The organism is Coleofasciculus sp. C1-SOL-03 (assembly GCF_040220555.1).
Lineage (GTDB): Bacteria > Cyanobacteriota > Cyanobacteriia > Cyanobacteriales > Coleofasciculaceae > Coleofasciculus.
Genome location: NZ_JAVJUO010000186.1, coordinates 1 through 26318 on the forward strand (window position 1 = coordinate 1; position 26318 = coordinate 26318).

General features: G+C 45.6%; 24 protein-coding genes. 10 read left to right on the forward strand and 14 right to left on the reverse strand.

From position 1 onward, the window contains the following. Positions 1-588: 588 nt before the first annotated feature. Positions 589-1458, forward strand: coding sequence for a DUF4388 domain-containing protein (locus tag RIE73_RS28585; protein WP_446404390.1), 870 nt, complete (start codon positions 589-591; stop codon positions 1456-1458). Between the two features lie 99 nt (positions 1459-1557). Here RIE73_RS28585 and RIE73_RS28590 read toward each other — a convergent pair whose 3' ends face one another. The 3 genes from RIE73_RS28590 to RIE73_RS28600 all read right to left on the reverse strand — a co-directional run bounded on the left by RIE73_RS28590 (position 1558) and on the right by RIE73_RS28600 (position 3104). Continuing rightward, positions 1558-2574, reverse strand: coding sequence for a S66 peptidase family protein (locus RIE73_RS28590; RefSeq protein WP_446404391.1), 1017 nt, complete (start codon positions 2572-2574; stop codon positions 1558-1560). Between the two features lie 206 nt (positions 2575-2780). Continuing rightward, positions 2781-2942 carry a hypothetical protein gene (locus RIE73_RS28595; protein ID WP_446404392.1) on the reverse strand — a complete coding sequence of 54 codons (162 nt, stop codon included), beginning with the start codon at positions 2940-2942 and terminating at the stop codon, positions 2781-2783. Between the two features lie 15 nt (positions 2943-2957). After that, on the reverse strand, positions 2958-3104 hold the full coding sequence (locus RIE73_RS28600; protein WP_446404393.1) for a hypothetical protein: 147 nt from the start codon (positions 3102-3104) through the stop codon (positions 2958-2960). Positions 3105-3281: 177 nt separating this feature from the next. Between RIE73_RS28600 and RIE73_RS28605 the strand changes: the two genes are divergently transcribed. The 4 genes from RIE73_RS28605 to RIE73_RS28620 all read left to right on the forward strand — a co-directional run bounded on the left by RIE73_RS28605 (position 3282) and on the right by RIE73_RS28620 (position 8207). After that, positions 3282-4280, forward strand: a complete 999-nt coding sequence (locus RIE73_RS28605; protein ID WP_446404394.1) for a diguanylate cyclase domain-containing protein — start codon at positions 3282-3284, stop codon at positions 4278-4280. Between the two features lie 201 nt (positions 4281-4481). Beyond that, complete coding sequence (locus RIE73_RS28610) at positions 4482-5402, forward strand: class I SAM-dependent methyltransferase (RefSeq protein WP_446404395.1); 921 nt, start codon at positions 4482-4484, stop codon at positions 5400-5402. Positions 5403-5554: 152 nt separating this feature from the next. Beyond that, entirely contained in the window at positions 5555-6595 is a 1041-nt protein-coding gene (gene glpX, locus RIE73_RS28615; protein ID WP_446404396.1) for a class II fructose-bisphosphatase, read from the forward strand. A gap of 325 nt (positions 6596-6920) precedes the next feature. Continuing rightward, a complete protein-coding gene (locus RIE73_RS28620; RefSeq protein WP_446404397.1) occupies positions 6921-8207 on the forward strand; it encodes a glutamyl-tRNA reductase in 1287 nt (428 codons plus the stop codon). Positions 8208-8408: 201 nt separating this feature from the next. Here the strand turns inward: RIE73_RS28620 and RIE73_RS28625 are convergent, their stop codons facing one another. Continuing rightward, positions 8409-9494 (reverse strand): PEP-CTERM sorting domain-containing protein, encoded by a 1086-nt coding sequence (locus RIE73_RS28625; RefSeq protein WP_446404398.1) that lies wholly within the window; start codon positions 9492-9494, stop codon positions 8409-8411. Positions 9495-9983: 489 nt separating this feature from the next. Between RIE73_RS28625 and RIE73_RS28630 the strand changes: the two genes are divergently transcribed. Further along, positions 9984-10655, forward strand: coding sequence for a hypothetical protein (locus RIE73_RS28630; RefSeq protein WP_446404399.1), 672 nt, complete (start codon positions 9984-9986; stop codon positions 10653-10655). 114 nt (positions 10656-10769) lie between these two features. Here RIE73_RS28630 and RIE73_RS28635 read toward each other — a convergent pair whose 3' ends face one another. Both RIE73_RS28635 and RIE73_RS28640 read right to left on the reverse strand, forming a co-directional pair. Continuing rightward, positions 10770-11225 (reverse strand): hypothetical protein, encoded by a 456-nt coding sequence (locus RIE73_RS28635; protein ID WP_446404400.1) that lies wholly within the window; start codon positions 11223-11225, stop codon positions 10770-10772. A gap of 258 nt (positions 11226-11483) precedes the next feature. Beyond that, the gene (locus tag RIE73_RS28640; protein ID WP_446404401.1) at positions 11484-14039 is read right to left on the reverse strand and encodes a sigma 54-interacting transcriptional regulator; all 2556 of its coding nucleotides are present in this window, start codon (positions 14037-14039) and stop codon (positions 11484-11486) included. A 400-nt stretch (positions 14040-14439) separates the two neighbouring features. On the opposite strand from RIE73_RS28640, the gene RIE73_RS28645 reads away from it, so the two are divergent. Next, on the forward strand, positions 14440-14793 hold the full coding sequence (locus RIE73_RS28645) for a hypothetical protein (RefSeq protein ID WP_446404402.1): 354 nt from the start codon (positions 14440-14442) through the stop codon (positions 14791-14793). A gap of 147 nt (positions 14794-14940) precedes the next feature. Continuing rightward, entirely contained in the window at positions 14941-15189 is a 249-nt protein-coding gene (locus tag RIE73_RS28650; RefSeq protein ID WP_446404403.1) for a hypothetical protein, read from the forward strand. Positions 15190-15317: 128 nt separating this feature from the next. Here RIE73_RS28650 and RIE73_RS28655 read toward each other — a convergent pair whose 3' ends face one another. The 4 genes from RIE73_RS28655 to RIE73_RS28670 all read right to left on the reverse strand — a co-directional run bounded on the left by RIE73_RS28655 (position 15318) and on the right by RIE73_RS28670 (position 20417). Further along, positions 15318-16844: a diguanylate cyclase domain-containing protein gene (locus RIE73_RS28655; RefSeq protein ID WP_446404404.1), complete on the reverse strand. Its 1527-nt coding sequence runs from the start codon at positions 16842-16844 to the stop codon at positions 15318-15320. Positions 16845-17716: 872 nt separating this feature from the next. After that, a complete protein-coding gene (locus RIE73_RS28660; RefSeq protein WP_446404420.1) occupies positions 17717-18796 on the reverse strand; it encodes an MraY family glycosyltransferase in 1080 nt (359 codons plus the stop codon). A gap of 221 nt (positions 18797-19017) precedes the next feature. Next, on the reverse strand, positions 19018-19275 hold the full coding sequence (gene sipA, locus RIE73_RS28665; protein WP_446404405.1) for a regulatory protein SipA: 258 nt from the start codon (positions 19273-19275) through the stop codon (positions 19018-19020). Between the two features lie 119 nt (positions 19276-19394). Continuing rightward, a complete protein-coding gene (locus RIE73_RS28670) occupies positions 19395-20417 on the reverse strand; it encodes a sirohydrochlorin chelatase (RefSeq protein ID WP_446404406.1) in 1023 nt (340 codons plus the stop codon). Between the two features lie 539 nt (positions 20418-20956). Between RIE73_RS28670 and RIE73_RS28675 the strand changes: the two genes are divergently transcribed. Both RIE73_RS28675 and RIE73_RS28680 read left to right on the forward strand, forming a co-directional pair. Continuing rightward, a complete protein-coding gene (locus tag RIE73_RS28675) occupies positions 20957-22477 on the forward strand; it encodes a pentapeptide repeat-containing protein (protein ID WP_446404407.1) in 1521 nt (506 codons plus the stop codon). A gap of 64 nt (positions 22478-22541) precedes the next feature. Continuing rightward, entirely contained in the window at positions 22542-22808 is a 267-nt protein-coding gene (locus tag RIE73_RS28680) for a DNA cytosine methyltransferase (protein WP_446404408.1), read from the forward strand. Here the strand turns inward: RIE73_RS28680 and RIE73_RS28685 are convergent. The 4 genes from RIE73_RS28685 to RIE73_RS28700 form a co-directional block, all read right to left on the reverse strand. Continuing rightward, complete coding sequence (locus tag RIE73_RS28685; RefSeq protein ID WP_446404409.1) at positions 22793-23107, reverse strand: hypothetical protein; 315 nt, start codon at positions 23105-23107, stop codon at positions 22793-22795. The genes RIE73_RS28680 and RIE73_RS28685 overlap by 16 nt on opposite strands. Positions 23108-23237: 130 nt before the next feature. Next, positions 23238-23762, reverse strand: coding sequence for a helix-turn-helix domain-containing protein (locus RIE73_RS28690; RefSeq protein ID WP_446404410.1), 525 nt, complete (start codon positions 23760-23762; stop codon positions 23238-23240). Continuing rightward, complete coding sequence (locus tag RIE73_RS28695) at positions 23759-24205, reverse strand: DUF6932 family protein (RefSeq protein ID WP_446404411.1); 447 nt, start codon at positions 24203-24205, stop codon at positions 23759-23761. The genes RIE73_RS28690 and RIE73_RS28695 overlap by 4 nt, the downstream gene beginning before the upstream one ends. A 65-nt stretch (positions 24206-24270) precedes the next feature. Then, on the reverse strand, positions 24271-26196 hold the full coding sequence (locus RIE73_RS28700) for a GTPase family protein (RefSeq protein ID WP_446404412.1): 1926 nt from the start codon (positions 26194-26196) through the stop codon (positions 24271-24273). Between the last annotated feature and the right edge of the window lie 122 nt (positions 26197-26318).

The following is a 26318-nucleotide window of genomic DNA, read 5'->3' on the forward strand; positions in this document are numbered from 1 at the left end:
GAACGAAAAATAGGGCGTTTCGGCTTTTAGAAGTGAGTTTGACCGAACCGAATTCTGTACGGTTTTCCCCCCTTGTCTTCTTTCCTTCCTTGTCCTCCTTGTCTTGTCCCAACCCTAAAATAAAAAACCTACACCTGTCAGAGTGGGGGAGGTGGGGTTGTTCCAGAGGTGCCATCTTACTCTGGGAGATGAAATGAGGCAGGAGAATTCTCGACTCCGCCTTGTTTCTTTCATCGTCCTCATCCCAGCTAAGGGTAGACCGACTATTCAACATCTTTAATATTGTCTGCCTTCAGTAGGATGTTAAATAAACTTTAACCGAGAAAGAATCGTCTTAGGTACAAATGGATGACGGCAAAACATGAAAATGGTGATAAGGCTCAACTTTTCGAGTTGTAATTTAATAAAGTTTCTCCTTTCTTAACACAACTTAGTAAAAAGCAATTGTATGAAACTTTCATCAGGGATTACACTAAGAGTAGTAAAAACTACAGATTTTTTTCGGGATCAAGCTAAACAGGCTGACTTTGAAGGCGTTACCCTGCTCTTTGCATCCTCAATAACAAAACTGATATCAACGTAAGAACAATGTGCATTACAGGCTCACTCACTGACTTTTCATTACCCGAAATTTTTCGGCTCCTTGGTAAAGGGCATCATACGGGTTTACTCACTGTGAATACTGATGTTTCTACTCCTGTCACCCCCAATGGCGTTTGCTATGTTTGGGTCTATCGCGGTCGAATTGTGGCAGTTGATTCTCAGTTAAAGCATCTAGGATTAATTAAGTTAATTGCTCAACGCCAATGGATGGATAGAAGTCAGTTAACTCAATTGAGTGAGTTATTGCCTCAGGAGCAACCCTTGGGTACATACCTGCAAAAACATGGGGTGTTAACCCTTCAACAAATCAAATGGTTGTTCCAAGTCCAAGTTTTACAACCCACCTGTACCTTGTTTCAACTCAAAACAGGTCATTTTAAGTTCAGCCATGAAGTTAAACTCCCCATGTTAGGAATGACGGGTTTGAGCTTAAATACCCTAGGTGCGAATTTACTAGGATTACGTTCTTTGCGGAACTGGGATGTCCTCAGCGATAAACTACCTGATGTTAATGCTGGGTTGGTCAGTGTTACAGGACACCCTCGTTATCCCCTCAACGCTTTAGAATCTCAAGTCTGGGAGTATACCAGTGGCACTGTGTCCTTGAGGGAAATTGCTAAACAACTCAGACTTTCGGTAAAAACGGTACAGCAGATTGCTTTTCGATTAATGGCAGTCGGATTGGTCGAAGAAGTTCCCTTAGTGATTCACACTCCCTGTCCTCAATCTGTGGACGCGATCGCCACACCACTCCATCCAGAAGCGACCGATCAGCCCGTCAGCCATTCATTTTTGCACAACTTAGTGGGTTTCTTGGCGGATAAGTCCAAGCATCTGTCGTTACGGGCGGCTTAGTTCAGGAAAGGATCACAAACAACAGATGTAGACACGCAGCGGTTTACAGCAGCGTGGAATCAAATAACGTCCCTCAATCAGGACTAAACCGCTTTATATTCAAATTACTACTGATTCTAGTAAACGAATTGTGCCTCGCTCCGCATCAATTTCTACCATTCCACCAATCGGGACAGTGAACTTATCCTGGATATGACCGATCATCGAACCATACCAGGCAGGAATCCCTAACGGTTTAATATGGTCAGCTAAGACTTGTTGCAACGTCAGGGATGGTTCATTCGCATCGCCTGCGGGACAGTTTGTACATTGTGCAAAAATAAATCCAGCCACTTGATCGAGAATTCCAGCGAGTTTAAGCTGAGTTAACAATCGATCAATCCGGTAAACGTCTTCTCGTATATCCTCCACAAACAAAATAGTCTGCTGCCAGTCGGGCAAATACTCTGAACCCACCAACGCCGCCACCAGCGATAAATTTCCCCCCACTAGACGCCCTCTTGCCTTACCCTTGGTAATCGTTTCCACAGGAGTACTCAGTAGATTTTGCAGTGTCATTACTGCCCCATCAAACAAGATGCGTTGCAAATGTTGGACTGAGAACCAATTCCAGGTTGATGTTCCTAGTGGTCCATGGAAGGTGATCAGATTACTGTGAGTATAAATCCCTAACAGCAGCGAGGTTACATCGCTATAGCCGATAATAATTTTGGGATTTCGGCGGATGAGCTGATAGTCCAACAAGGGTAAAATTCGATTACATCCCCATCCGCCTGCCATTGCCAGCACCGCTTGGACAGAGGAATCGGCAAACATCGCATTCACATCAGCCGCCCGATCAGCATCTTGACCCGCCAGATAGCCGTATTGGTCGAAAAGATGGATTCCCAGTTTAGTTTTTAAGCCGATTTGTGATAAAATAGGAATAATATCATCAACTGTTTTTTGATCGACCAGACCTGCTGGACTAATCAATCCTATGGTATCACCGGGATTCAGGCGTTGCGGTTTGAGAAGGGGTAGGGTATTTGCCGTGACAGGGAATTGGGTTGCTAACAGCGTTAGTCCCAAGAGCTTAAGAAAGGCACGGCGATTACCGGAAAAGGGTTGGCTCAATGGTCAGTCCCGGAAAACGACAACAGAAGACCTCATAAACGGCTTGGAGTACCAAGCTGGGAAAACAAGCTAGAATTGATTTACTTGAATCATCTCTAAACACTAAGCAATAATATATAGAGATATTGCATCTGCCAGATTTTGGTCAACTCAGCCCTGCTCTAGCATCAAACTCCCGAACCGGGATGGATGCTTGGTTTGTGTCATCACCGTGCGATCGGTACAGAGACGACGATTTTTTCTATCCGATCAACCCCAGACATTTGATCTGATGGTACTGAATCTGACTCGTTGAACAGCATCTGCCCACAAAATTTACGATAGCCAGTTAACAACTCCAACAATTCAGCCATTACACCCAGAGACATGGCAATTGCTTCAGGCTATGGTAGGGAAAGATACTCTTTCTCTCGATTTGGAGGTGATTCATCATTCCCTGGAATATACCTCAGGGTAATGGCATCCATGCTACAGCTATCCTCAACAGACGTATAGAGACGCAATTGATGAAATTGACAGGTTGAAGTCATGGGATTTTAGGAACTAGGAGGATCTACCCGTTCCGTCAGATGCTAGAACAGATAAGCAAGGGTGATAATCGTGTGACAGCACTGGCGCAATTTTGCCAGCTAGAGGCTGAATATCAACGGGTCGCATCAATTTAAAATTTTACAGACCCAAAGACGGCAATATCAGCATTCTTAAGGATGAAATTAGTTTCTTTGCCCGAAGAACCGCCAACCATTTTGGTGGTTGATGATGACCAGTTTATACGAGAACTTTTACGCCGAGTCATGGAAAAAGAAGGCTATAAAGTTGTTGAAGCAACTAACGGCGAACAGGGTTTGGACGTTTATCAGCGTCTCAAACCGCATCTGGTCATGCTAGACGCCCTGATGCCGGTCATGGATGGTTTTACCTGTTGCAAACACTTACAAAAACTCTCAGACGAAGACGAGACATCACCCCATAGTGAACATTTGGAGGCTCAAGGGTTACAGGGAGTTTCCCAAACGCCTGTGTTAATGATTACCAATCTGGATGATCCAGAATCCGTTGACCGCGCCTTTGCCGTTGGTGCTACTGACTATATCACCAAACCGATTCACTTAGCCGTCTTGCGTCAACGAGTACGGCGTTTAATTCAACAGTTTCAGCTTTATCAACAACTTGAACAAGCCAATCGAGAGTTACAACGTTTAGCAACCTTAGATGGATTAACGGGTGTAGCCAATCGCCGTCGGTTTGATCAATACCTTGATGATGAGTGGTGGCGGATGATTCGAGAAGAGTCGCCCTTGTCTCTGATTCTATGTGATATCGACTTTTTCAAGAAATATAATGATACCTACGGTCATCAAGCCGGTGATGCCTGTTTGCGAAGGGTAGCTGATGCTTTGCGTTTTTGTGCCAAACGTTCTGTGGATTTAGTGGCTCGCTATGGTGGTGAAGAGTTTGCGATTGTGTTACCCAATACCACCACGATTGGTGCATCTCTAGTGGCTGAAGAATTACGCAGTTTGGTTCATGGTTTAAAGATTACCCATACGGCTTCAGCCGTCAGTGAATATGTCACTCTCAGTTTAGGTGTTGCCAGTCTTTATCCTGAACCTGATATTCCACCAGCTAAGCTAGTTGCTGAAGCGGATATGGCTTTGTATCAAGCGAAAGCCTCTGGGCGTAATCGATATGTGGCAAAAGTTTGAATCGTCATTGGTCATTTGTCATTGGTCATTGGTCATTTGTTTATGTAAAGGTTTGAGGCTCCTTATCATTACAGCATTTATGTCCAGGTACTTATGTGGAGTGGTCTGGCTTGGATAGCATAATGTGACTTAAATATCGTAGTATTGCCGATAGTCTGTATATGCATCAATCTCCAAAGCAGATAATCGCGAAGAACCATTATGACTACTGCGGTCAACGCAACACCCCGATTAGCCTCACGTTTGGTGAATGGTTTCCTTGCCATTAAACCTTTAGCTAATTTAGCCAAGCAGCAAGCTCGTAAGATGATTGTCAAGCGAGCGGAAAAAATTGGCGTACCTTGGACAAAACAGGTTAATGAGTTACGTTCTCTAGACTGGGAGAGTTCTCTGAGTCAAGTGCAAAACCCCCAGTTAACCTACCCGGATTATTATTTGCGCCCCTTCCATGCTTATGCCCAGGGAAATCTACAGTGGGATGCGGCGTTTGAACAAGAAGTGGCGGCTTATGCTGTTCACGCCAATCTCTACCCTGAAGATAAACTCCAAGGAGACGCTAAACTGCGACAGAGTTACCATGAGTTGGTGCAAAAGCACGTTACAACGGAGCCGCAAGATATTGTGGATCTGGGGTGTGGTGTGGGGATGAGTGCCTTTGCCCTACAACAGATTTATCCCCAGGCAAATATGACGGGTGTAGACTTATCACCTTACTTTCTCGCTGTTGCCGAATATAAGTCCAAACAGCATCATACAGAAATTAACTGGAAACACGCGGCGGCTGAAGCGACAGGTTTACCGGATGCTTCCTATGATTTGGTGTCTGTCTTCTTGGTATTCCACGAATTACCCCAAACGGCGGCAAAGGCAATCCTACGGGAGGCACGGCGGTTATTACGTCCTGGTGGCTATCTGACCCTGATGGATATGAATCCTCAGTCTCAGGTGTATGCGACGATGCCAGCTTACGTTTTTACCTTATTCAAAAGCACTGAGCCTTACTTTGACGAGTATTTTACCTTGGACATCGAGCAAGCGATCGCGCAAGCAGGATTCCAGTCACCGATGATTACGCCGAATAGTCCCCGCCATCGAACTATCATTGCCCAAGTCGAGACGTAGCGTGCTACGTCTGCAACACCTAATCGTAGCAAAACTTAACATAAACCAATACTCGACATTCTTTCGAGGAGATCCCAGTCTCTGATAGACTTTTAGACTGGGGACAGTAAATAACACCAGGGAAAAACTAAGCAGTTGAGAGGAAAAGCTCCGTGCTAGAAACTACGCTAGGACTAGAAATTATTGAAGTTGTCGAACAGGCAGCCCTTGCCTCTGCCAAATGGATGGGCAAAGGTGATAAGAACACCGCCGACCATGTGGCAGTCGAAGCCATGCGGGAGCGGATGAACAACATTCACATGCGGGGTCGCATCGTGATTGGCGAAGGGGAGCGAGATGAAGCCCCGATGCTCTATATTGGTGAACAAGTGGGCATCTGTAACCAGCCGGATGCGAAGAACGTTTGTAATCCCGATGAACTGATTGAAGTCGATATTGCCGTTGACCCTTGTGAAGGGACGAACTTGGTGGCTTATGGGCAACCGGGTTCCATGGCGGTGCTAGCCATTTCTGAGAAGGGAGGGCTGTTTGCTGCACCTGACTTTTACATGAAAAAGCTAGCTGCACCCCCGGCGGCTAAAAATCACGTCGATATCAGTAAATCGGCAACAGAGAACCTGCAAATTCTCTCAGAGTGTCTGGATCGGGCAATTGAGGAACTTGTGGTCGTCGTCATGAAGCGCGATCGCCACAAAGGACTGATTGAGGAAATCCGCTCGGCTGGTGCGAGAGTACGCCTGATTAGCGATGGCGATGTCTCTGCGGCGCTCTCTTGTGCCTTTTCAGGGACAAATATCCATGCTCTGATGGGTATTGGTGCTGCACCCGAAGGCGTTATCTCTGCCGCCGCGATGCGCTGTTTGGGCGGACATTTCCAAGGTCAGCTAATCTACGACCCAGCAACAGTACAGACGGGTTTGATTGGTGAAAGCAAAGAGGGGAACCTAGAGCGGCTGCAAGAAATGGGCATTAATGACCCGGATAAGGTCTACAATACTCATGAGCTAGCGTCAGGTGAAACGGTGCTATTTGCCGCTTGTGGGATTACGCCGGGTACCTTGATGGAAGGGGTACGACTCTTCCACGGGGGAGCGCGGACTCAAAGTTTAGTTATTTCCACCCAGTCGAAGACGGCTCGATTTGTGGATACTGTCCATCTATTTGATCAGCCGAAGACCCTGCAACTCCGATAGGTGCGATAAATTTATCCATTGGTGTGTTGTCGGATTTCTTTCCCTCGAATTCTAGTCATCGAGAGGAGAGAAAAGCGTTAAAGCCAGAGTATTAGCAATGATCATGCGACTTACTCTGGCTTAGCGTTGATTGATTGGTCAATCGTTCATTGCAATCAAGTGCTACAGGGTCGTAAAGTCCCCTAGGTTAAAAATTGCATCTCTGAATCTGTGAACGTCTGCCAAATTGTTCATCGCATTCAGCAAAATTTCTCAATTTTCTTTATCTTTAAAAAAACAAGCCTGATAGTTGACCCAACCCAACGACAGAGATTTGGAGAACACAATGAATATTGCCGTCGTAGGTTTAAGCCACAAAACAGCGCCCGTTGAAGTCCGGGAAAAACTAAGCATTCCCGAAGCCCAAATAGAAGGTGCGGTGCAACAACTCTGTAGCTACCCCCATGTTGAAGAAGTGGCGATCCTCAGTACCTGCAATCGCCTGGAAATTTATATTGTGGCAGCAGAAACGGAAAAGGGTGTGCGTGAAGTCAGTCAGTTCCTTTCAGATAACTCTGATGTCCCCTTGCATCAATTACGCCCCCATTTATTTATTTTGTTACATCAGGATGCGGTGATGCACCTGATGCGCGTCGCAGCGGGACTGGATAGTTTAGTTTTAGGTGAAGGACAAATCTTATCGCAAGTCAAGCATACTCACAAAATCGGTCAGCAACACAAGGGAATTGGACGCCTGCTGAATCGACTGTTTAAACAAGCGATTACCGCTGGAAAGCGAGTCCGCACGGAAACCAGTATTGGTACTGGGGCGGTTTCGATTAGTTCGGCGGCGGTGGAATTAGCCCAGATGGAAGTGCAAAACTTGGCGGCTTACCGAGTGGCGATTATCGGGGCGGGGAAGATGTCGCGTTTGTTAGTGCAGCACCTGCTTTCTAAAGGGGCTGAGTCAATTGCCATTATCAATCGTTCAACGCGACGGGCTCAGGAGTTGGCAAAGCAGTTTGAGAATGCTCAGATAACCGTACATCCCCTCTCTGAGATGATGGCGGTGATTCCAGAGTCGGATATGGTATTTACCAGTACCAGTGCGACGGAACCGATCCTGGATCGGGCTAAATTGGAAGCCCATATTGATCCGAATCGTTCCTTAATGCTATTTGATATTTCTGTACCGCGTAATGTGGATGCTGATGTCAATGAACTCGAACAGGTGCAAGCTTTTAATGTAGACGACTTAAAAGCGGTGGTGGCGCAAAATACCGAAAGTCGCCGTCAGATGGCGATGGAAGCGGAAAACCTACTCGAACAGGAGGTAGAAGCCTTTGAGATGTGGTGGCGATCGCTAGAAACCGTGAGTACAATTAGTAGTCTGCGGGAGAAAGTCGAAGGGATTCGGGAGCAGGAGTTAGAAAAAGCCTTATCTCGCTTAGGTTCAGAGTTTGCTGATAAGCATCAGGAAATTATCGAAGCCCTGACACGGGGGATTGTGAATAAAATCCTCCATGATCCGATGGTGCAGTTAAGGGCGCAGCAGGATATTGAAGCCAGACGCCAAGCGATGCAGACGCTGCAAACGCTGTTTAATTTAGAGATTGAGGAGCAGTTTGGTTAAGCGTTGGAGATGAAGAAAATGGGGAGGGGGATACCGAGTGGATCTCCTTCCCCTCTGGCTCTTTGGTACTCTTGTTGACCCATGTCAGGGGCGCGATCGCTTTCCCTTTCCTCTTGCTCCCACATGACTTTGACTTTTATCAAGTACGATTTATACCAAATACACACCCTGATAACAAGAACCATCAATCAATTCAGATTATTAGTTGGCATTCTTCTGCTTTTTGGACTGTTGGCGTTTAAAGAAAGCACCGAATCCTAACGCCATACCGGAACCTAGAATGGTTAGCGGTTCGGGAACAGGCTCTGGATCAGGCAAGTTTCCGTCAAATGGAACATTGTGGAATTCTCCAGTTCCGCTCAGGGATGCAACTGTAACTTGTCCATCAGCATGACCATTGTTAAAATCGTAGTGAGCCATCGGAGCTAATACGCTCCCGTTCCAAGAAAAACCGCTAGTACTTAGCTTTGTTGCCTCTACAAAGTTGAATAAAACGCGGTTGGCGTAAGTGGCACTTGGATCACCATTTAGCTTGATTTCACCGCCAGTAAGATTTAACTCTGAACCTGTTACGTTAACCAACACCGTTGAGTTTGATCCAAACTCAATGTTCAGATCATTGGCAATTTCATCTGCCAGACTGGATGTAGTGAAATTTAAAACTTTAAGGGTTGGAGTATCATCAGTTAAACCACCCAGTTGAGCTGAATAGTTCTTGTAGAATTGCTCGGCGGCATCAAAGTCAATGGATGGCTCTTCTAATCTTAACTCACCATCTTTGATATTCAATCCGGGGCTAAGATCCGCTGTACCACCTACAACAACATCACCGCCGGATATCTGATTACCGCTAGTATACGTTAGATCTCCACCAACAACTAAGACATCACCGGAACCAGGAGATAGCTTGCTTCCGACCGAAATTTCCAGATTCGCATCACCACCGACGGCAGTTCTACCTTCGGCATCTGTGTTTTTGGCATCCATGTTTTCAAAGACGAAAACGTTAAAGTCTTTGGCTGAACCTGGGATACCCTTCACAGTGGCAGCTTGAGCGGGAATCGATAAGCTGAGGGCTGCGGTAGCTCCTAAAACTGTACTGACACCGGTAACGGCAATTTTCGTTAAAGTTTTGTTCATTATTTTCCGAGTGTAGCTGATTGAACAGTGGAAGTGGTTCGCCCATTTAGCATTTGTTCTCATCATATTTGTCTTCCGTAATGCGTGGGTAAAGCTATTGTAAAGATCAATCCGATTATTTATGAATTTTTTGTAAAGATGACTCATTGATCACTTCAACACTTATTTATAAAGTTGACGTAAAGAGTTCCCACAATTTGATGAAGATTGGATCAGGAAGCAAGTCATAGAGTATTCCAGGAAGCAAGTCATAGAGTATTCCAGGGAGCAAGATGCTCCCACTACCAATGACAAATAACGAATGACGAATACCGTCACTCATCGCCAGGGTCAAAAATCACCTCAAATTCAGCCCCACGCATAAAGCGACGCAGTACCCGTTGGTGATCTTCGGCGTCTTGACGGTTGTAAAATCGGGCTACCGAAATATGACAGTGTATGGTGTGAACAGTGGGTAATTTATCCCTCTAAGCCTGAAATAGACAAGAATTTTCATGACTCTTGTTTGATGAGTAACATTTTAACTATTGTTACTATTATTTTTGAAATGATATTTTTTTTATATTTTTATAACAAAACAAGATCAATAAAAACAAGATTATTTATAATATATCTATTGCTATTGGATATTGAAAAATGAATAATATTATTACTAAAATAACATTGGGAACTGCTAGCATTATTTGTGGACTATCAGTAATTAATGCCGCTCCCGCTCTATCTGCTATTGTCAAAACTGAATTTCAGTTGAGCATCAACCAGTATAATTATGGGGTATATTATGGTGAAGTAATCTATGATGAGTCATTTCTGATCAATGATCCTGGTGCTTCCCTGCCGTTTGATTGCTTATCCCCTCAAAGAGGATTATTATCGTTAAAATTCAATTTTATTGACAAATTTGGTAATCCAAAAACTTATACAGAGTTAGACGATTCCAGAGGTAATCCTTGTATAGCCGTGGGGTTACGAGGATTCAAGAATGCTCCACGCCCCTTTGGATTGAGTTATTTAGTGGGAACCGATATCATAGTAGCACCCCATACACCCGAAAATTTCGCCTTTCAATTCTACACGTTTGGTTCCACAATAACAGCATTTGCCCTCGTTAACCGACTCGATCCTTTTTATGAAGTAGATGGTCCATTTATGGGTGGTTATGAATTCAGTTTGCCTAGCCCAGTTTCTTCGCCCTCTGCTCCAGTTCCCGAACCGTCAAGCTTTCTGGCTTCAATTCTTGCTTTAGGGTTTGGCATCTTTTTTTCAGTAACCAGGAGTTCCGAGAAGATTCGTAAATTTTTCACTTGAGGAATTGTCTTTAATGCAAGGTGGACTTAAGTTTGTAGTTGCCTCTGTTCATTTTTTTAGAGCATGTTCCAGACGTGCCATAGCACGTCTGGGAGTAGGAGACACTCCGTACAATCACTCCTCGTAAGGGTCAAAAATCACCTCAAATTCAGCCCCACGCATAAAGCGACGCAGTACCCGTTGGTGATCTTCGGCGTCTTGACGATTGTAAAATCGGGCTACCGTATAGCGACGCGCATCATTCAATAAGCGGATAATCACCCAAGGACGGGTTAAGTCGATGGGTTTTTCCATATCCGGCTTACTGATCAGAGTCTCTAACCGTTCCTGTTTGAGTGTATTACGCACCAATAACATCAGTTGTTTTCGGGCGGGAGTTTCCTGATTGGGTAGAACTGTCCAACCTGCTACAGGTGCGGGTAAATAGGTTAATGTATGAGACTCTTCGGCTTTAGTCACGTTCCAAGCTAGACGGCGAGATTGTTTTCGACAGTGGTATCCCTGCTGTCTGAGAACTGAACAAAGACGTTCACCTTCTTTGGTTAGACGCAACCAGTCACTGTGCTTCATGGCAATTCTGGAATAAAGATTAACTAGAGAATTTCTCCCCAATCCCCCAGGAAAACTAGAGAGATAGAGGTTTCGCTAGTTACCCTACTTAAGGTTTATTCCCGAAAACCTATTGCTATTGTTTTGACAAATCAATTAATTTATGGTATAAGCATGCTCTTCAAAATTGAAGAGACGTTGCATGCAACGTCTCTACAGGTTCTCTACCTTAACTGTTAACTGTTAACTGTTCCCTGACAAATGACGAATGACAAAGGATTAACGAACAATAATTGCCCAAAGGCTGATCCCCAAAGCGACTATCCCCAAATGTTGCAGCAACAGCGATCGCACAGGCTGGCTGGCAATTTTCTGTGTCAGTACCATACTCAGCAGTACACCAGCAATCAGCGTCACTCCCTGTAAAAACGCTATCACCGCCGGATGCGCTACCCATATCGGTAATCCCTCACCATTTAACCCAAACGTGGCAAAGGTTACAGGCAAAATTCGCCCCGCTTCCGTCAACCCTAAGCGTAAATGGTGCGCCAGATTCCCCGCCAACACCAAGGGTAAATATCCATACGCCAATTCAATCAGCGATCGCGGTTTGGGATTGGGTATGGTTAAATTGAGCATTTGGATCAGTCGGTAAGACAATTGGATTCCGCCATACGCCACTACCGGAATCAACGCCGGGAGACTCAACACCGCCAACGAAAACCAAGCGTGTGTGCTAAATTGACTCAAATCTAGGTGTAAATTCAGTTGCTGATTTAACTCCGGTAAGCGATGCAAAAACACACCGCCTAATAACAACAACAATAACGCCACCTCATAACTGCGAGGAATATGGGTTGTCCACAACTCAATCCCTGGCGGACGCAAATTTACCTCCACAGAACGGTGCGGACAAGCTTTTAAACAAGTCATACACAAGACACAATCCCGATTATCCTGTAACTGGGCGGGATGGGAATATAATGGACAGCCATTGGTTTCCATTCCCTCTCCCTTCTGGGGTCCACCCTTATAACATTGATAGGTGCTACATTCGGCTGAACAGGTTCCCTGCTGCGCCCGTAACTCCGTCATTGACAACTTGGCAAACAAACCATTCATTCCGCCAATGGGACACAGATAGCGACACCAAAACCGACGCTCGAAAATCGCCGAGAAAATCATCGCCCCTGCCGTAATCAATAGGAGTAAACAAGCGGAAAGATACGCCGTATTTTCTAAATCCCAGAGTTCTTCCCACAGGAAAATTAAGGCAAATAAGCCAAACAAAAACCAGCCGCCCCAGGTTTCCGCTAATTGTCGCGACCACGGTTTTAACTGACGCGGAAATAGCCACAGGGATAATTTCTGGGTCACTTCCCCGTAAATCATAAACGGACACACGGCACACCAGAGGCGTCCCACAAAGGGAAAGCCAATCAGGACGAGGGGCCACCACCATGCCCAAAAGAGATTTAAGGTGAAGTTTTCCTGGCGGTTTTGCGGACCGATAAAGCCCATGACCACGACTAGGGCAAAGAAGCTTAAGGTAAATCCATAGTTAATGCGATCGGGCCACCAATCACTGCGTAAAAATCGCCGCAGTTGGGGATAGGCATTTAACAGATTAAAGCGGAATTGTTTTTTCTTACTCTGGGAGGGCCACAACAGTTCTTCCGTGAGTTCTTTGCCACGGTTCGCTTGAACCAGCGCCCGTTCCACTAAGTTTTGTAATTCCCGCAGATTGCCGGGGAAATCATAGCCTTGTAACTGACGTAGGGCTTCGGGTGTAATCTTGGGTTTATTAATCCCTTTGGCGCGACATAAGAGACTAATATAATAGTTCATCTGGTCGCCAATATCCGTTTTTCGCACCCGCAATGGCGGAACTTTTATCACTTGCCCAACTAGGGGGCTAATCGTGGGGAGCGCGGTTTCGGTAATCATAATAATCCGGGCGTTGCACTGTTTCACCTGGGTCGATTGCTCTAGGGAACGGCGGACAAGTTGATAGGTTCCGGTTTCTAATAGAGTTGCCAGTTGAGGCATTAAATCCTGAGGCAATTCATCCACATTATTGAGAATTAACGTCCCTGTGTTCAGGGAATCAATGAGTCCCGGTTTGCCCCCTTCTCGCCCAAAAAGTTCCGCACCACTGGCTTGAACTTTACTGCAATCGATTTTAATCACAGGTTCGCGGCGATAGGCTGAACCAAAGTGAATCAGCGCGGCGGTGTTGTCTTTTTCCAATCCCGGTTCACCGAAAATGAGTACAGACTGGCGAGTATCAGCAGCTTGTTTGATTTGTTGGCGGAGTCGCACCGCATAGCGGCTTCGACCAATAATCCCCCGTTTTGCCTTGTTGACTAAATAGGGGCGCAGCGCCACTTGGCGTTCTTGTTCAACTTTGAGTTGAGACGACAGGTGTGCCAAGTCTTGGGCAAGTTGGGGTGAGAAAGCGTGAGAAATTTCTGGATACTGGTGGATTAAGTCTCGGAACAGTTGGGCTGGAATGCGCCACAGGTGACAGTCGCTGCGGGCGACGATGGTTCTCTGAGCGGGTTGATTGAGAAGTAACTCCTGTAAATGAATTACGGCGCCAGGAAGCCAACTGACGCCCCAAATCGAACCCAGTTGGTTAGTGCGGTAGCCTTCGATACGTCCCTGTTGCAGAATATAGAGATAGTCTACTGGGGTATCTTCGATGACCAGGCGCTCCTGGGCATTCACCACTCGTGCTTCCAGTCGTGGCGCGATCGCCTGTAAAATTTCATCGGAGAGAATGCTAAAGGCGGTGCGTTCTCGCAGCCATGTCATGCGATCGGGATAGGTCATCCTTTGTCCTCATCATCCAATGTAGTTTATAGTTTGTTTATCGATAATCAATGGATTCATTCCCGTAACCAACGGTAAAACACAACCAAATGATCGAGCTGGCGAATCTCTGGGTTCCTTTGGCGCTTTTGGGCTTGATTATTCTAGCCGCGCTGTTTTTTAGTTGGGCAAGTTAGATGGCTTTTAACTGAGATCTTGCCAGACGGGTAATACATCCCACGTTACCCAATACTGCTCGCAGCGAGTCCTAATTTCATTCTTTCTCCTCTAGCTCCCAGACGTAGCATGCTACGTCTCTACATTGCTTCCCCTGCTTCCTTGCCCTATTGTCATCCACCATCCCATTATCTCTGGGTATCGGTAAAATATGCATCAGTGATTATAGCCCCCCTTGTTACCTATGAGCGGACATCTGCCGCCGATTAGTGATTTACGCGCTCGCCATACCGGCTGGGATAAACCAACGCCAGAACATCTTAAGGATATTGGCACGATTGAGTTTTTCTGGCGAAATTTGTTTGAGGCAATTTTCCATCCAGCTCAAGGTAACTGGCAATATCATTGGCAACAGCTCTACAATCTGATTTTGGAGCGATGTCCTGACAATGATGAGCGCCGCACAACTATTTTTTACCTTGAGACGGTCAAAAACTGCTTGAAGATAGAGGGAGACTGGACAAAGTATTGGAAAAGGATACTGATTTATATGGAAAATGCGAGAGATTGGGCGAGGAAATCGGTTATCCGAGGATGAGCCTAATTCCCGAAAGCGTGGAATGATACAGCCTTTATCGGAGACGATGAGGGAGTTGTGTGTTCATAACTTCAGCTCAAAAGCTTCCTGATCTATACCAGTAAATCCTGAACAAAGGAAAACGAAGGAATAGAGGAGTTGGTTAGGATGCCTGAATATCAGTGGAAATTAACCATTATAGAGCGTAACTTGCTGCTATCGAATTGGATGAACCTGATTCCAGAAGCCCAAGAGCGTATGCTAGAAGAGGCGAACGAGTTGATGCCAATGTTACCATTCTCCGATAGGCGACGGTTACTGGCGTCTTTGGAAACGCTTCAACCTCATACCCAAGCCGAGTTACACCAAAAGATTCAGCAGATTTTGAGGAGTCAAATGGAGTTATACGCCGCATAGGTATAGATTGCGGTTGAGCCGCGATCGCAAATCCGGGGAACGCTACCCCCGTTATAACAAAGTCCGCCGGCGCGGACTTTGGCAAGTGTAGCAGCGATTTCAATCGCCTCCTCTTGCTTCTTCCCCGATCAAAGCTGAAAATCCGGGTCAGAGTTAGCCGAGAAAATGCGATCGCGTCCTAAGGCTTTGGCTTTGTAGAGGGCGCGATCAGCCAGTTGGACTAATTCACTGGACGAAAGTTGCTGGGATGGAGTCGTTGTGGCAATTCCTAAACTGAGCGTTACCCAGGGATGAATCGGAGATTTGGCATGGGGACGCTTGAGTTTATCCATTTGGTAGCGGATTTTTTGGGCAACGATAAAAGCGCCTGCATTATCTGTATTGGAAAGAATCACGGCAAATTCTTCACCGCCATAGCGAGCGACTAAATCATTCGGTCGTTTAGCCGCTTGGCAGATTGCTTCAGCAACTTCCTTTAAACAATCATCCCCAGCCCAATGACCATAGGTATCGTTGTAGGCTTTAAAAAAGTCAATATCACACAAGATCAAGGATAGCGGATGTAAGCTCTGCCTAGAATAGACTAATTCCTCGGCTAAGACTTGATCAAAACGGCGGCGATTGGCAATTCCCGTTAAACTATCTATTTTTACCAGTTTTTGTAGATGTTGATTATCGGTCTTTACTTTTTGATAAAGTTCTGACTGTTGAATCGCAATAGACACCTGTTTAACTAACTGGTTTAAACAATCAATTTCCCAGGTTTTCCATTGACGATTATGGGTACAATGATGAGCGATGATTATCCCCCATAATCGATGGCAAACAGAAGATTGAGGTTGTTTCAGATCAGACTCACTGTTACAAATGGGTATCGCTAAAATGGATGGCTTATGCAAATTAATTGATTTTGGCTTTAGCTCAGACAGGTTTTGATTGTTGATCACGCGAATAAACTGTTTATTATAAGACAAGATTTCGGGCAAGTTTAAAAGTTCATGAATTGCCGGAACCTCCGGATAACTATTGCTATAGTCAGCCGCTTCTAACAGCAGATTAGGAGATTTATCTGCCTGATAGCGATAGATAAGAACACGATCCGTTTTCAGGAATTGACGGACTTGGGTGACAGTGGTATGCAAAATTTCTTCGAGATCCAATGAGCGCCGGATCTGCTCAACCATACGCTCTAATATCCGTTCCCGTTGAGCCTGCTGTCGAATTGCTTCGCGATCGCGCTCACGTTCAATGGCGTAACGTATAGCACGCACCAAGTTTTCTCCCACAAATTGCCCCTTAATTAAATAATCTTGAGCGCCTTCCCGAACCACCTGAATTGCCATCTTTTGATCATTGAGGGACGTTAAGACAACAATTGGAGTCGTTGGTGCTTGTGATTTGACTTGAATTACAGTATTTAATCCTTGACTATCCGGAAGAGATAGATCTAATAAAATGATGTCAAAGGTCAACTCCATTAATTTTTTTATCCCTTGACTTAACCGCTGAACATGAGTTAGGGTAAATTGATTGACTTGTACTTGTGAAAACAATTCCTGGATTAATTCAGCTTCAACATAATTGTCTTCAATTAATAGAATATCGATAATTTTATTGTCTGGTAAAACGGTTTGATTGCATTTTAATTGATTCATAATCATATATATATAAATTACTTGTTTTTTTCTAGAATCGTTTAGCTTGACTTTGACAGCGCTTTTCACGTTTATGGAATACAAAATTATATCGGCTTACTTTTCAGCGCAATCATCGTCTATAGTCTACTAACTTGAAAACTGCTGTAAATAGCATAAGTATTCGGACAATAATAAATTCTATAACCTAGACGAGAGAACCAAAGATTGATAGTTATTGCAGTTCTTAATTCAGCTAACACCATTCTTATCGACAGTACTTCGTAAATTTATTCAGCTTAAATATTTTTATTTAAGCATAGGATATTATGTTCCGGCTAAAAGCCATCTTGAAATCACGCTGAACGAATGAAATAAATGTTGTAACATTCTTATGGTGAGATTGTATAGAGTCTGGAGGATGAACTTGAAACATGAACTTTAGATTTTCAGGCGATTCCTAATTTCAAGTTTTAGGTTAGCATCAGACTTATGTAAATTTTTACTAACTTAAGAGAGAACTTCAGTATAAGCGAAGACGTATTTAAGTAATCTAGTGCTAGCTTGCCTCCAATTTCCCTAACCTCAATCCTGAGAAGCAGACTGAATGCTTACTCGCCTTAGTCCATGACTCATGTATAAGAAAATTTCCCCTATCTTTGGGTTGAATTGATTACGCTAATTTTTGTCTCTTTAGGTAGATGCTCACTTGATCACACCAGTGGCGGATTATTTCCGCACCCGCTACACTAGCCAGACAATCGTTTAGAGACGTAGCACCTAGATCTCGACACAATTAACTTTCAGCGTATGTTGATATCAATGCACCCCAATTGAACCCTATAGGCTTTGGCTGTTGACGTTTGACGTTCTGGGAAGCTGTACGAGCTTTTTCATTTTGCCTGGAGTCTTTGCCAAAGGGTAAAGCCAAGAAGAATGATTATACTACCACTTGTCACAATCATCACCAATGACGTCATCCCTTGCAGTTTCATCGCCAGTCCGTTACATGCCAACGTCACTCCCCAAAGGGTGAAAGCCGCATGACGTTGGGACAAACCCCAAGCCAGTAAGCGGTGGTGTAAATGATCTTTACCGGGAGTTTTCAGCGGGTTTTTTCCTGCCATGAGTCGCCGGACAAATACCTGAGTCGTATCTAGCACAGGCAATAATAAAAAGAAGGCAGGTGGCACTAGAGCAAATACCGTCGTCACTTTGAGATTCCCTAAAATACTGGTTGCAGCTAACACATAGCCAAAAAAGTAAGCCCCCGCATCTCCCATAATAATTCGGGAAGGATAAAAGTTGTGTCGCAAAAATCCCAGTGCAGCCCCTCCTAAGGCTGCCAAAAGTAAGGTCGCCGCTGCTCGGGTTTCAAACTGCGCCGACACTGCTAACAAACTCATGGCGGTAATGAAGCTGATCCCACCCGCCAAACCATCCATGCCATCCATTAAATTAATCGCATTAGTAATTCCCACAACCCACAACCAGGTCAACACAATTGAGAATATTGGGTCAATGGGAGTCCCAAAAGGCGTTTCGATGCGGATATCGCTGGCAATCAGCAACAGGGCGGTAAGGGTTTGACTAAACAGGCGTACATAAGCAGGTAGACCAAATTGGTCATCGATAAAGCCGACGAGGACGAGGATGGAACCACCGAGTAAAATCGTCAGCACTTGGGCTAAGACGCCTTCAATCACAATGGGTCTTAATAGAGTCGCCAAGACTAGCGCCGCCATGACACCCGCATAAATTGCCAATCCACCTGCGTTAGGTAGGGGTTCTTGATTGAGTCGTCGGGCGTTCGGTTGATCCGCCCACCCCACTTGCAGCGCAAATGAGCGTACTGCTGGAATCAAACACCACGTTACCCCCCACGCTAACCCGAAGGTAAATATAACTGCTAGCCAGCCACTGCCACTAGGGTTGGCAATGCCGAGAGACTCTAGGAAGCTGTACAAATCTATCTCCCACTTCACGCTCAGACTGCCAATTATTATTATTCTCAACTGTACAGGAATCAATTCGGTAAAGTGCTACCACAATTTTGGATATTGATTCGGTGTAGTAGTACTTACCGGAAACCATTGTATTGATCCGGGTTGTTGTGGCTCATACTAAATGCAAACTATCTCCCATGTTGCTAGGGACAAGGCTCCAAGGTAGAAGGCAGAAGGCTCTGAGCCGATTATTCGGCAGAGGATGAAGGCGGATGGGGATCATGATGACTCTCTACTGTCTCAAGGTATTGACTATCCAGTAAAAAAGCGCCCTTAGAAAAGCGAACACCCCAAAATCCGCCAGGACGCCGATCAAGGATCACCCCTTCTTCGCCAATGCTAATCACATCCGGAGGTCGCAGCATGGGCATAGGTTCGGCTGTTTTAACATAGCGGGGTAGGGCAATTAGGCGAACGCGATCGCCAACCCTAAATTCTTTGGACATAGTAATCGGTATGGGTAACTGCTGATCAGTTCTTAGCTTATGGTAATCAATCTCAAGTTACCCCCGGTGTCAGCAAATAACCAATGACAAATGACAAATGACAAATGACAAATGACTAATTAAGGAACTTGCCAAATGCGCTGATGGTACGCTTCGGGTTCAGCGTAAGGATCAGGAGGAGGCTCCGAGTGATTGTGGTGGTGATGATGGTGATGATCATGGTCATGACCGTGATCATGATCATGACCGTGACCCGTATTATCCCCCACAGCCGCTAACCGGAACTTACACAATTCACAATTCATCTGCACCTGTCCCAGTTGCGTCTCGATTTCTCGTTCCCGCAATACCGAAAGTAATTCCGGTTGAATACCCATTTCGGGTAAACAAGTCATACTAATGTCCGGATATTGCTCCTGCTGCTGCGCCGTGATATCAAAGATTTTTTTCACCAGCACCCCAGTAAACAGGAAATAAGGCAGAACAACAATCCGCTTGGGCTGGAAAAGTCGAGCGCGATGGAAGCCTTCCTCTAAACGGGGATGAGTAATCCCAATAAAGCAGATTTCAACCGTTTTGTAACCACTGCCTTCCCAGAGCAGACGCGCTAATTTATAGACATCACCATTGGCATCGGGATCACTAGAACCGCGACCAACAACCAGAAGCACCGTTTCACTTCTGGGAATTGAGGACATGGGACTGTTCGGCGAAGCTTGATCCAGGTCAGCCAGTCGTCGATGCCATAACTCCAGAATGGCTGGAGTAATACCAAAATGACGCCCGTAATGGAATCGGATTTGCGGATGTCTGGCTTTAGCGCGGTCTAACTCGTTGGTGACATCAAATTTATTATGTCGCGCCGCAAACAGCAAAATCGGCAGCACAGAGAATTCTGTATACCCTTGTGCCACACATTGGTCTACACCCTCCTGAATACTGGGAGTGGTTAATTCCAGAAAACAAGGAACAACCGGGCGAGAGGAGTCCAACCTTTGGTAAGCGTGGGCAAAATCCAAAAATCCCTGACGCCCCTGCATATCGCGGCTACCGTGACCAATCATTAACAGAGGGCGGTTAAGGGGGAGTGGTGGCAATGACAGTGAATCTGGGCTGAAATGAGTCGTGTCTACAGTCGGCATTAAAAATAAACTCCCTTCCCGTGCGAGGCAGGACTATCGGGTGGACAAACAACAGCTAGGTATTCTGGCTTAGGTGAAACGTCAGCGGGGTTCGTCGTTGCGCTGTCTTCGCCATCAGCGTAGAAGTACCGACGACAAACCCGGAAAGAGCGTGCCATTTCAACCTTTACAGTTGCCGCACAGCCCCGGACTTACACCGGAGTTTCCCTAGGCTGTTGCCATTCAATTGTGCCTTGATATCTTATCTGATTAGACAACGAGTCAAAATCCAGGGTAGGGGGTTTTGGGGCGAACCTGAACTGAGATCTGGCATCAGTCTCAATCAGCCAATTTTATGTAGGGTGGGCATTGCCCACCGCTTATAGCATTACGCATTGAGGTTAGGACAATAAAATTAGGTGAAAAGGCAACAGGCAACAGGGGAATGTCCTAACGTATCCCGGTAGTGCTATATCTAGCTAATTTGCCGTGGCAGAATTGGAGACAGTAGTTCAGGGATAATCGCGGGAGTCTCCTTGCGGGAAGCGGTGAAGCGGAGCTTGTCTAAAGATGTTATGTTTCCACAAACGAATGAAGACTATTGTGCCTTACTCAGGCAAGGGGTGGAGGTATGGAATGCGTGGAAGGCACACCACCCAGATATCCGACCTAATCTCAGCTTTGCTACAGGCAAGGGCGTTACCATCCAAGGGGCAAAACTCAGTGGCGTGGATTTGAGTCGGGCAAACCTGAGTCGGGCAGATTTGAGTAAAGCGGATCTGATTGGCGCCAACCTGAGTGAGGCATATTTGAGTGAGGCATATTTGAGTGAGGCTGATTTGATTGGTGCGAACCTGACAGCGGCAGATCTCAGAAATGCTGACTTAATTAGTGCCAACCTGATTGGTGCGAATCTGAATAACATCTATCTTAGTGGTGCTGATTTGACTAAAGCCAACCTTAGTGGTGCTGATTTAGTTGGGGCAAAACTGATTGGCGCTAAACTGAGTGGAAGCAATCTCAGTGGGGCGAATCTGAGTGGGGCGAATCTCAGTGGTGTCCACCTTGTCGGTGCGAACCTCAGGGGGGCGAATCTCCAGGGGGCTAATTGCTCTCAAGCCAATCTTCGGGGCGTTAACTTACAACGTTGTAAAGCCTTCAACACCGATTTTCACCAAGCCATATTCACCGCCACCTGTCTGGAAGACTGGCACATCAATAGCGGGACAAATTTAGCCGAGGTGATTTGTGAGTATGTTTACTTACAAACCGATCAACGCGAACGCCGTCCTGATCAGGGAACATTTGCCCCTGGAGAATTCACTAGGGTGTTTCAAGTTCCCTTAGAGACTGTCAATTTAACGTTCCGCAATGGTATTGATTGGCAAGCGTTTTTTGCTGCTTTCCAAGCCTGTCAAGCCCAGGATGGGAGTAACATCCTCACGATTCAATCCTTAGAAAATCGCCCTGATGGGGTATTAACCATCCGGATCGCTATTCCTATCGATGCCAATCGGCTGGAAGTTGAGCATTTGTTTAATCGCGAGTACGATATCCAACTTGAGGCGATCGATAAGGACTATCGTTATCAGTTAAAGGTGAAATATGAGCAAGTTGCTGCTTATCGTCAGCAGAGTGCCAATTTAACTGAGATTATACAACGGCTGGCTGAGAAAACCGTGAATCCCGGTCAAACGATTAATGTAGAAGCAAGACGGTTAGTTGAACCCCTAATCCCTCACCAGTCCGAATCGGGGAAATCCTTGGAAAATTGTCCCTCTGGAAATTCTGCGATCGCACCCACTTATACCCTAGAACAAAAGCAACGACTAACCGATACCGCCACCAAAATTCAAAAGTTACTCCAACAGCTTGATCAAACCTATCCCACGAATACGCCTCTGGAAAAACAACGGGTAGTGATCGAGGTGCTAGAGAGGATTGAGCAGAATCCGATGCTGAAAGCTTCAGTCGTTGAAGGCTTAAAAGGTGTGCAGACTGAGGTATTAAAGGAGTTGATTAATCATCCCTTAGTCAATGTGCTACTGGCAGCATTAGAAGAGTATCAAAAAATACATTAATAAACCTTGATTGTACCCTACCCTTCGCAGTTCTCTCACCGGTCCACGTCATACCACGTCCGTATTGAGTCGTGTTTCCGCGCAAAAGATTTGGCAAAAACTGCAAATTTGGCCCAATGGAGTGGCGTCAAATCGAGAACAGGCGCGTTTATTTGTGCCAGATAATGGTCACTTTCGTTTATCTGTTCCCGACTGTGCCATTTTGCAAGGCTTTCCTGAATCCTGGTCATTTCATGGCGCTGTTTATAAAGCCTTGGGTCAAATTGGTAATGCGGTTCCCCCGCCAATGGCGTATCGAGTGGCTGTTTCTATTGCTCAAGTTTTATCGTGAAGTGCTTCCGCTACCAGTTCCCGCAGGCGTTGAGCATGATTTTCGGTAATCCGCTCCCAATCTCGAAAATAAGACGCCGGGATGTGAGGATTATTTAAGGTCGAACCTCTCTCGATTAAATACCGACATCTATCTTTTAATATAGAAAGCATTCGTTCAGATGAATAGCCCTGAGTTAAATCCATCTGGTTACGATACTGCTGGATTGTGTACTGTTTCTTTTGCAGACGACGAGCGTCTTCCAGTGTATAAACCTGTTTTTGCCCCAGAATTTCGTAAAGTACATTAATGGTCAGCAATTCAGGTGCAAGTTGAGCGAGTTGGTAGTCAGGTAAGATATACGCTCCTACTATGAAAACTCAGGGTGATTGAGGTGCTAGAGAGGATTGAGCAGAAGTTAAATATGGTTTTGTGGATAAAAAAACACTCTTAATTCCTGCGGCTTGGTTTTCGGTTTATTGTCTGAGAAGCTAGCAATTCTTCTTTAGTAATCGGGGTTCTTCTCAGCGTATCTAAAGGAATTAAAAATTCCCCGTTTTGAATTTTAATATCTAGGGCATCAATCACAAATCTTACATCCAGGAAACTGGCATCTTCGTAATCATTATCTTCATAGCGTTTGATTTGCTCTTCCGTAAGTCCAGCTAAGTTCGCTAGTTCTTGATGGCTTAGTTTAGCTGCCATACGCGCTTTAATTAAAATTTGCGGTAAATAGTCAAGATCGTCAATCTTCAGTACAATAGGACTCTGATGATTGTGAGATGTAAGTCTTTCATATTCAGCGATTTCTGCTTTTAATTTATCGAGATGAGATTGTAATGAACTTCTCATCAGCTCCCAGCCGTCAGGATCATTTGTTTTCCTGGCTTCATCTCTCTCCATTGCGGCTATAGACTTTTCAAATTCTCCGATAATATCCTGAGTCACTTTATACTCTTTTTCATCTTTAATCATAAGCTAAACCTCACTAAATCTATGGCAATAATCCCTTTTTTATTAGACTTTCTATCTTGTTGAAACAATTCAAAAGAATCCATACCGTAATTACCGATGGGTTGGTCGGATGGAAATATTTCACCTCCATATTTAGCTTTCTGTCCACCACGGTCGTAATGATTCAGCAATCGAGGAGCATGAATTCTGAGATAGTCTATATCTACCTCTTCTCTATCCCAACAGGCATCGAAATCCCCTGGGTCTGCTTTTATGGTAACAAAGCTGCCGTTGATATACATTGTCCGGCAACCCGCTGTTTTTAGCTGCTCCATTGCTATTTGCAGTCCCCGTATTAAACGTAACCTAAGCGGATTGCTTCCAAATCGTTCTACAAATTCTTCCCATTCGCAAAAATGCATTCCTGGTGGTAGATTGCCATTTTCGTCGAAGTCTGGAATCACTCCCTTACACCTGTTGTAACAAATTAATTGTCCAGCTTTTTAGCGTACCATTTTATGAAAAAATTCTAACTGTCGGATTGCTGATGTAGATAAAATTTAAACTTCTCTTGTAATTGTTCAATACTCAAGTGCTGTGTCCAATATTCCACCAAAGCGTGACCAAATGCCCAAGCATTGCGATCCGGTGAAGACGAATTATCTAACAACAATGACCACAGCGATCGCAAGTCAAATTGGCTCGGATTATCCTCTGTACTCAGCAAGGAGAATAAGTCATACGCCATCTGGAGTTTGCCAATCACTACAGGTAACTGTTCGACGGGAATTTGTTCAGCTAAGGCAAAGGCTAATGTGGGAGATCCGGTTGTTAATGTGGAGACAAACTGTAGCACCGGACTTTTGAGAAAAGACGTTAATCCTTGAGTGGTTGCCATCTGAAACGTATAATGGTCAATAATTTTAGCGGCTTCCGCTGTGCGGGCTTCTCGGTTTCGTAAAAAGCGGGCTAGACGCAGTTGTTTGGCGGGTGCGATCGCGTCAACTAAGGCGAAGGATAGCGCCTCGATATTCCAAGGGGTGCGCCCAGTTTTCCAGTCAGCCGTCACCACGGGTAACAGGCGATCGCACCATTCTCCTAAACTTTCGGCGCGATACTCTGTCGCTTCCCGAATCGCTTTTTCCTTGCTTCGTTCCCCCCATTGCCAATCATAAGGGGGTTGCCATTCTCGGATTGGGCGCAGGCGATCGACTTGGGTGACAATGGTAATCGCGGGTAAGTCTTCAATATCCGCTTTGATTTCCTTGAGAAATGCCGCATCCATCTGTAGCGCCGGATCGAGGGCGGGGGTTACCAGTAGCAGTAAATCGGCGTTCGTGGCATAATCGAGTACCAGTTCCCGTAAATCGGATCGGTTGACTTGTTCGTATCCCGGCGTATCCCACAGCGTTAGGGTTTCTCCGGTTGGAGTTTGCCAGTGGTAATTCTGGATGCGATCGGTACTGGGTAAGACATCGACTTCGGCACGGTCTGCCTGAAATAATGTATTAATCAGGCTACTTTTGCCCGATCCAGTACGCCCCACCAGCAAGATATTCACCGGCTTTTGTTCAACCGCTTCCACAGGTTCAGCTTGTTCCAGGATATCGCGCAGGGTTTTGGTTTGTGCCTGGGGGAGTTGCGGTTTGGGGGGGGAGACGGTAGTTGAACCGGGTGGGGTACTGCCACTATACAGCGCGATCGCTTGGCGAGATAAATTCTTTAACGCGGCTTCTCGCAGCATCTGTCCTAAATTTACCAACAGTTGCTGAGTGGCTTGATTACTCGAACGCTGACTGGCTTGTCTGGCTAACGCCGCCACCGGATTGATTACCCACTGCGCCCAACTCCAGGCTTGCCAAAGTTTCCGGGCGGAGGGTTCCAGTTTCTGGTAGACTTCGTAGGCTTGTAATCCTTGTCCTACGGTGACTTGATTCAGCGCCGGGGATAATTTCTGCATCCACTGATCCAAGTCATCCACGGTTCCCCGCATCAACCCATAAGCTTGGGGAATGTAGATATTGAGTAAGGGATATTTCGCCTCGGGCTGATAGATATGGGCGATGGCGATCACAAGTTCCTGACATCGTTGCCAAAACTGTTGCCAATCTTCCCACATCGGCGGATCATCCTGTGCCTGTTTCAGCACCCTAGAGAGGGCGGCTTCGGCGTTTTGAGTGGCTTCATCGGTGACGGGTAAGGCAGTTGTTTCCTCTGTGGTAGCGTCGAGTTGATCGCTAACCTCCGCTACGGCTGCTTCTACCTGATCCACGGTTGATCGCGTCCATTTTACCAGCAGCCACCGCCAACCCGCGAAGATCAGGATAAAGATACCCCAAATCCAATTAATTCCCCACTCGTGGATTTGCCAGCCTGCGGATAGGAGTAAGAATATAACTATGGACGCGATCGGCATTGCCAATACGATCCACTGCCATTGTTTTAATCGCACCATTGTCTGATACCTGCCCCAGAAAAGCCTCCGCTATAGCTATCCTAAATGAAATGGCAGCCAATGTAGGGGGTAGGGGCGCAAGGCTTGCGCCCAGACAACCTGTAATATCCCAGACATTTTCC

Bases quoted from the DNA above. Each gene is read 5' to 3' on its own strand.
- RIE73_RS28585 (WP_446404390.1), top strand. From the start codon at position 589: ATGTGCATTACAGGCTCACTCACTGACTTTTCATTACCCGAAATTTTT.
- RIE73_RS28595 (WP_446404392.1), bottom strand. From the start codon at position 2,942: ATGTCTCTGGGTGTAATGGCTGAATTGTTGGAGTTGTTAACTGGCTAT.
- RIE73_RS28600 (WP_446404393.1), bottom strand. From the start codon at position 3,104: ATGACTTCAACCTGTCAATTTCATCAATTGCGTCTCTATACGTCTGTT.
- RIE73_RS28605 (WP_446404394.1), top strand. From the start codon at position 3,282: ATGAAATTAGTTTCTTTGCCCGAAGAACCGCCAACCATTTTGGTGGTT.
- RIE73_RS28610 (WP_446404395.1), top strand. From the start codon at position 4,482: ATGACTACTGCGGTCAACGCAACACCCCGATTAGCCTCACGTTTGGTG.
- RIE73_RS28620 (WP_446404397.1), top strand. From the start codon at position 6,921: ATGAATATTGCCGTCGTAGGTTTAAGCCACAAAACAGCGCCCGTTGAA.
- RIE73_RS28625 (WP_446404398.1), bottom strand. From the start codon at position 9,494: ATGAGTCATCTTTACAAAAAATTCATAAATAATCGGATTGATCTTTAC.
- RIE73_RS28630 (WP_446404399.1), top strand. From the start codon at position 9,984: ATGAATAATATTATTACTAAAATAACATTGGGAACTGCTAGCATTATT.
- RIE73_RS28635 (WP_446404400.1), bottom strand. From the start codon at position 11,225: ATGAAGCACAGTGACTGGTTGCGTCTAACCAAAGAAGGTGAACGTCTT.
- RIE73_RS28640 (WP_446404401.1), bottom strand. From the start codon at position 14,039: ATGACCTATCCCGATCGCATGACATGGCTGCGAGAACGCACCGCCTTT.
- RIE73_RS28645 (WP_446404402.1), top strand. From the start codon at position 14,440: ATGAGCGGACATCTGCCGCCGATTAGTGATTTACGCGCTCGCCATACC.
- RIE73_RS28650 (WP_446404403.1), top strand. From the start codon at position 14,941: ATGCCTGAATATCAGTGGAAATTAACCATTATAGAGCGTAACTTGCTG.
- RIE73_RS28655 (WP_446404404.1), bottom strand. From the start codon at position 16,844: ATGAATCAATTAAAATGCAATCAAACCGTTTTACCAGACAATAAAATT.
- sipA (WP_446404405.1), bottom strand. From the start codon at position 19,275: ATGTCCAAAGAATTTAGGGTTGGCGATCGCGTTCGCCTAATTGCCCTA.
- RIE73_RS28670 (WP_446404406.1), bottom strand. From the start codon at position 20,417: ATGCCGACTGTAGACACGACTCATTTCAGCCCAGATTCACTGTCATTG.
- RIE73_RS28690 (WP_446404410.1), bottom strand. From the start codon at position 23,762: ATGATTAAAGATGAAAAAGAGTATAAAGTGACTCAGGATATTATCGGA.
- RIE73_RS28700 (WP_446404412.1), bottom strand. From the start codon at position 26,196: ATGGTGCGATTAAAACAATGGCAGTGGATCGTATTGGCAATGCCGATC.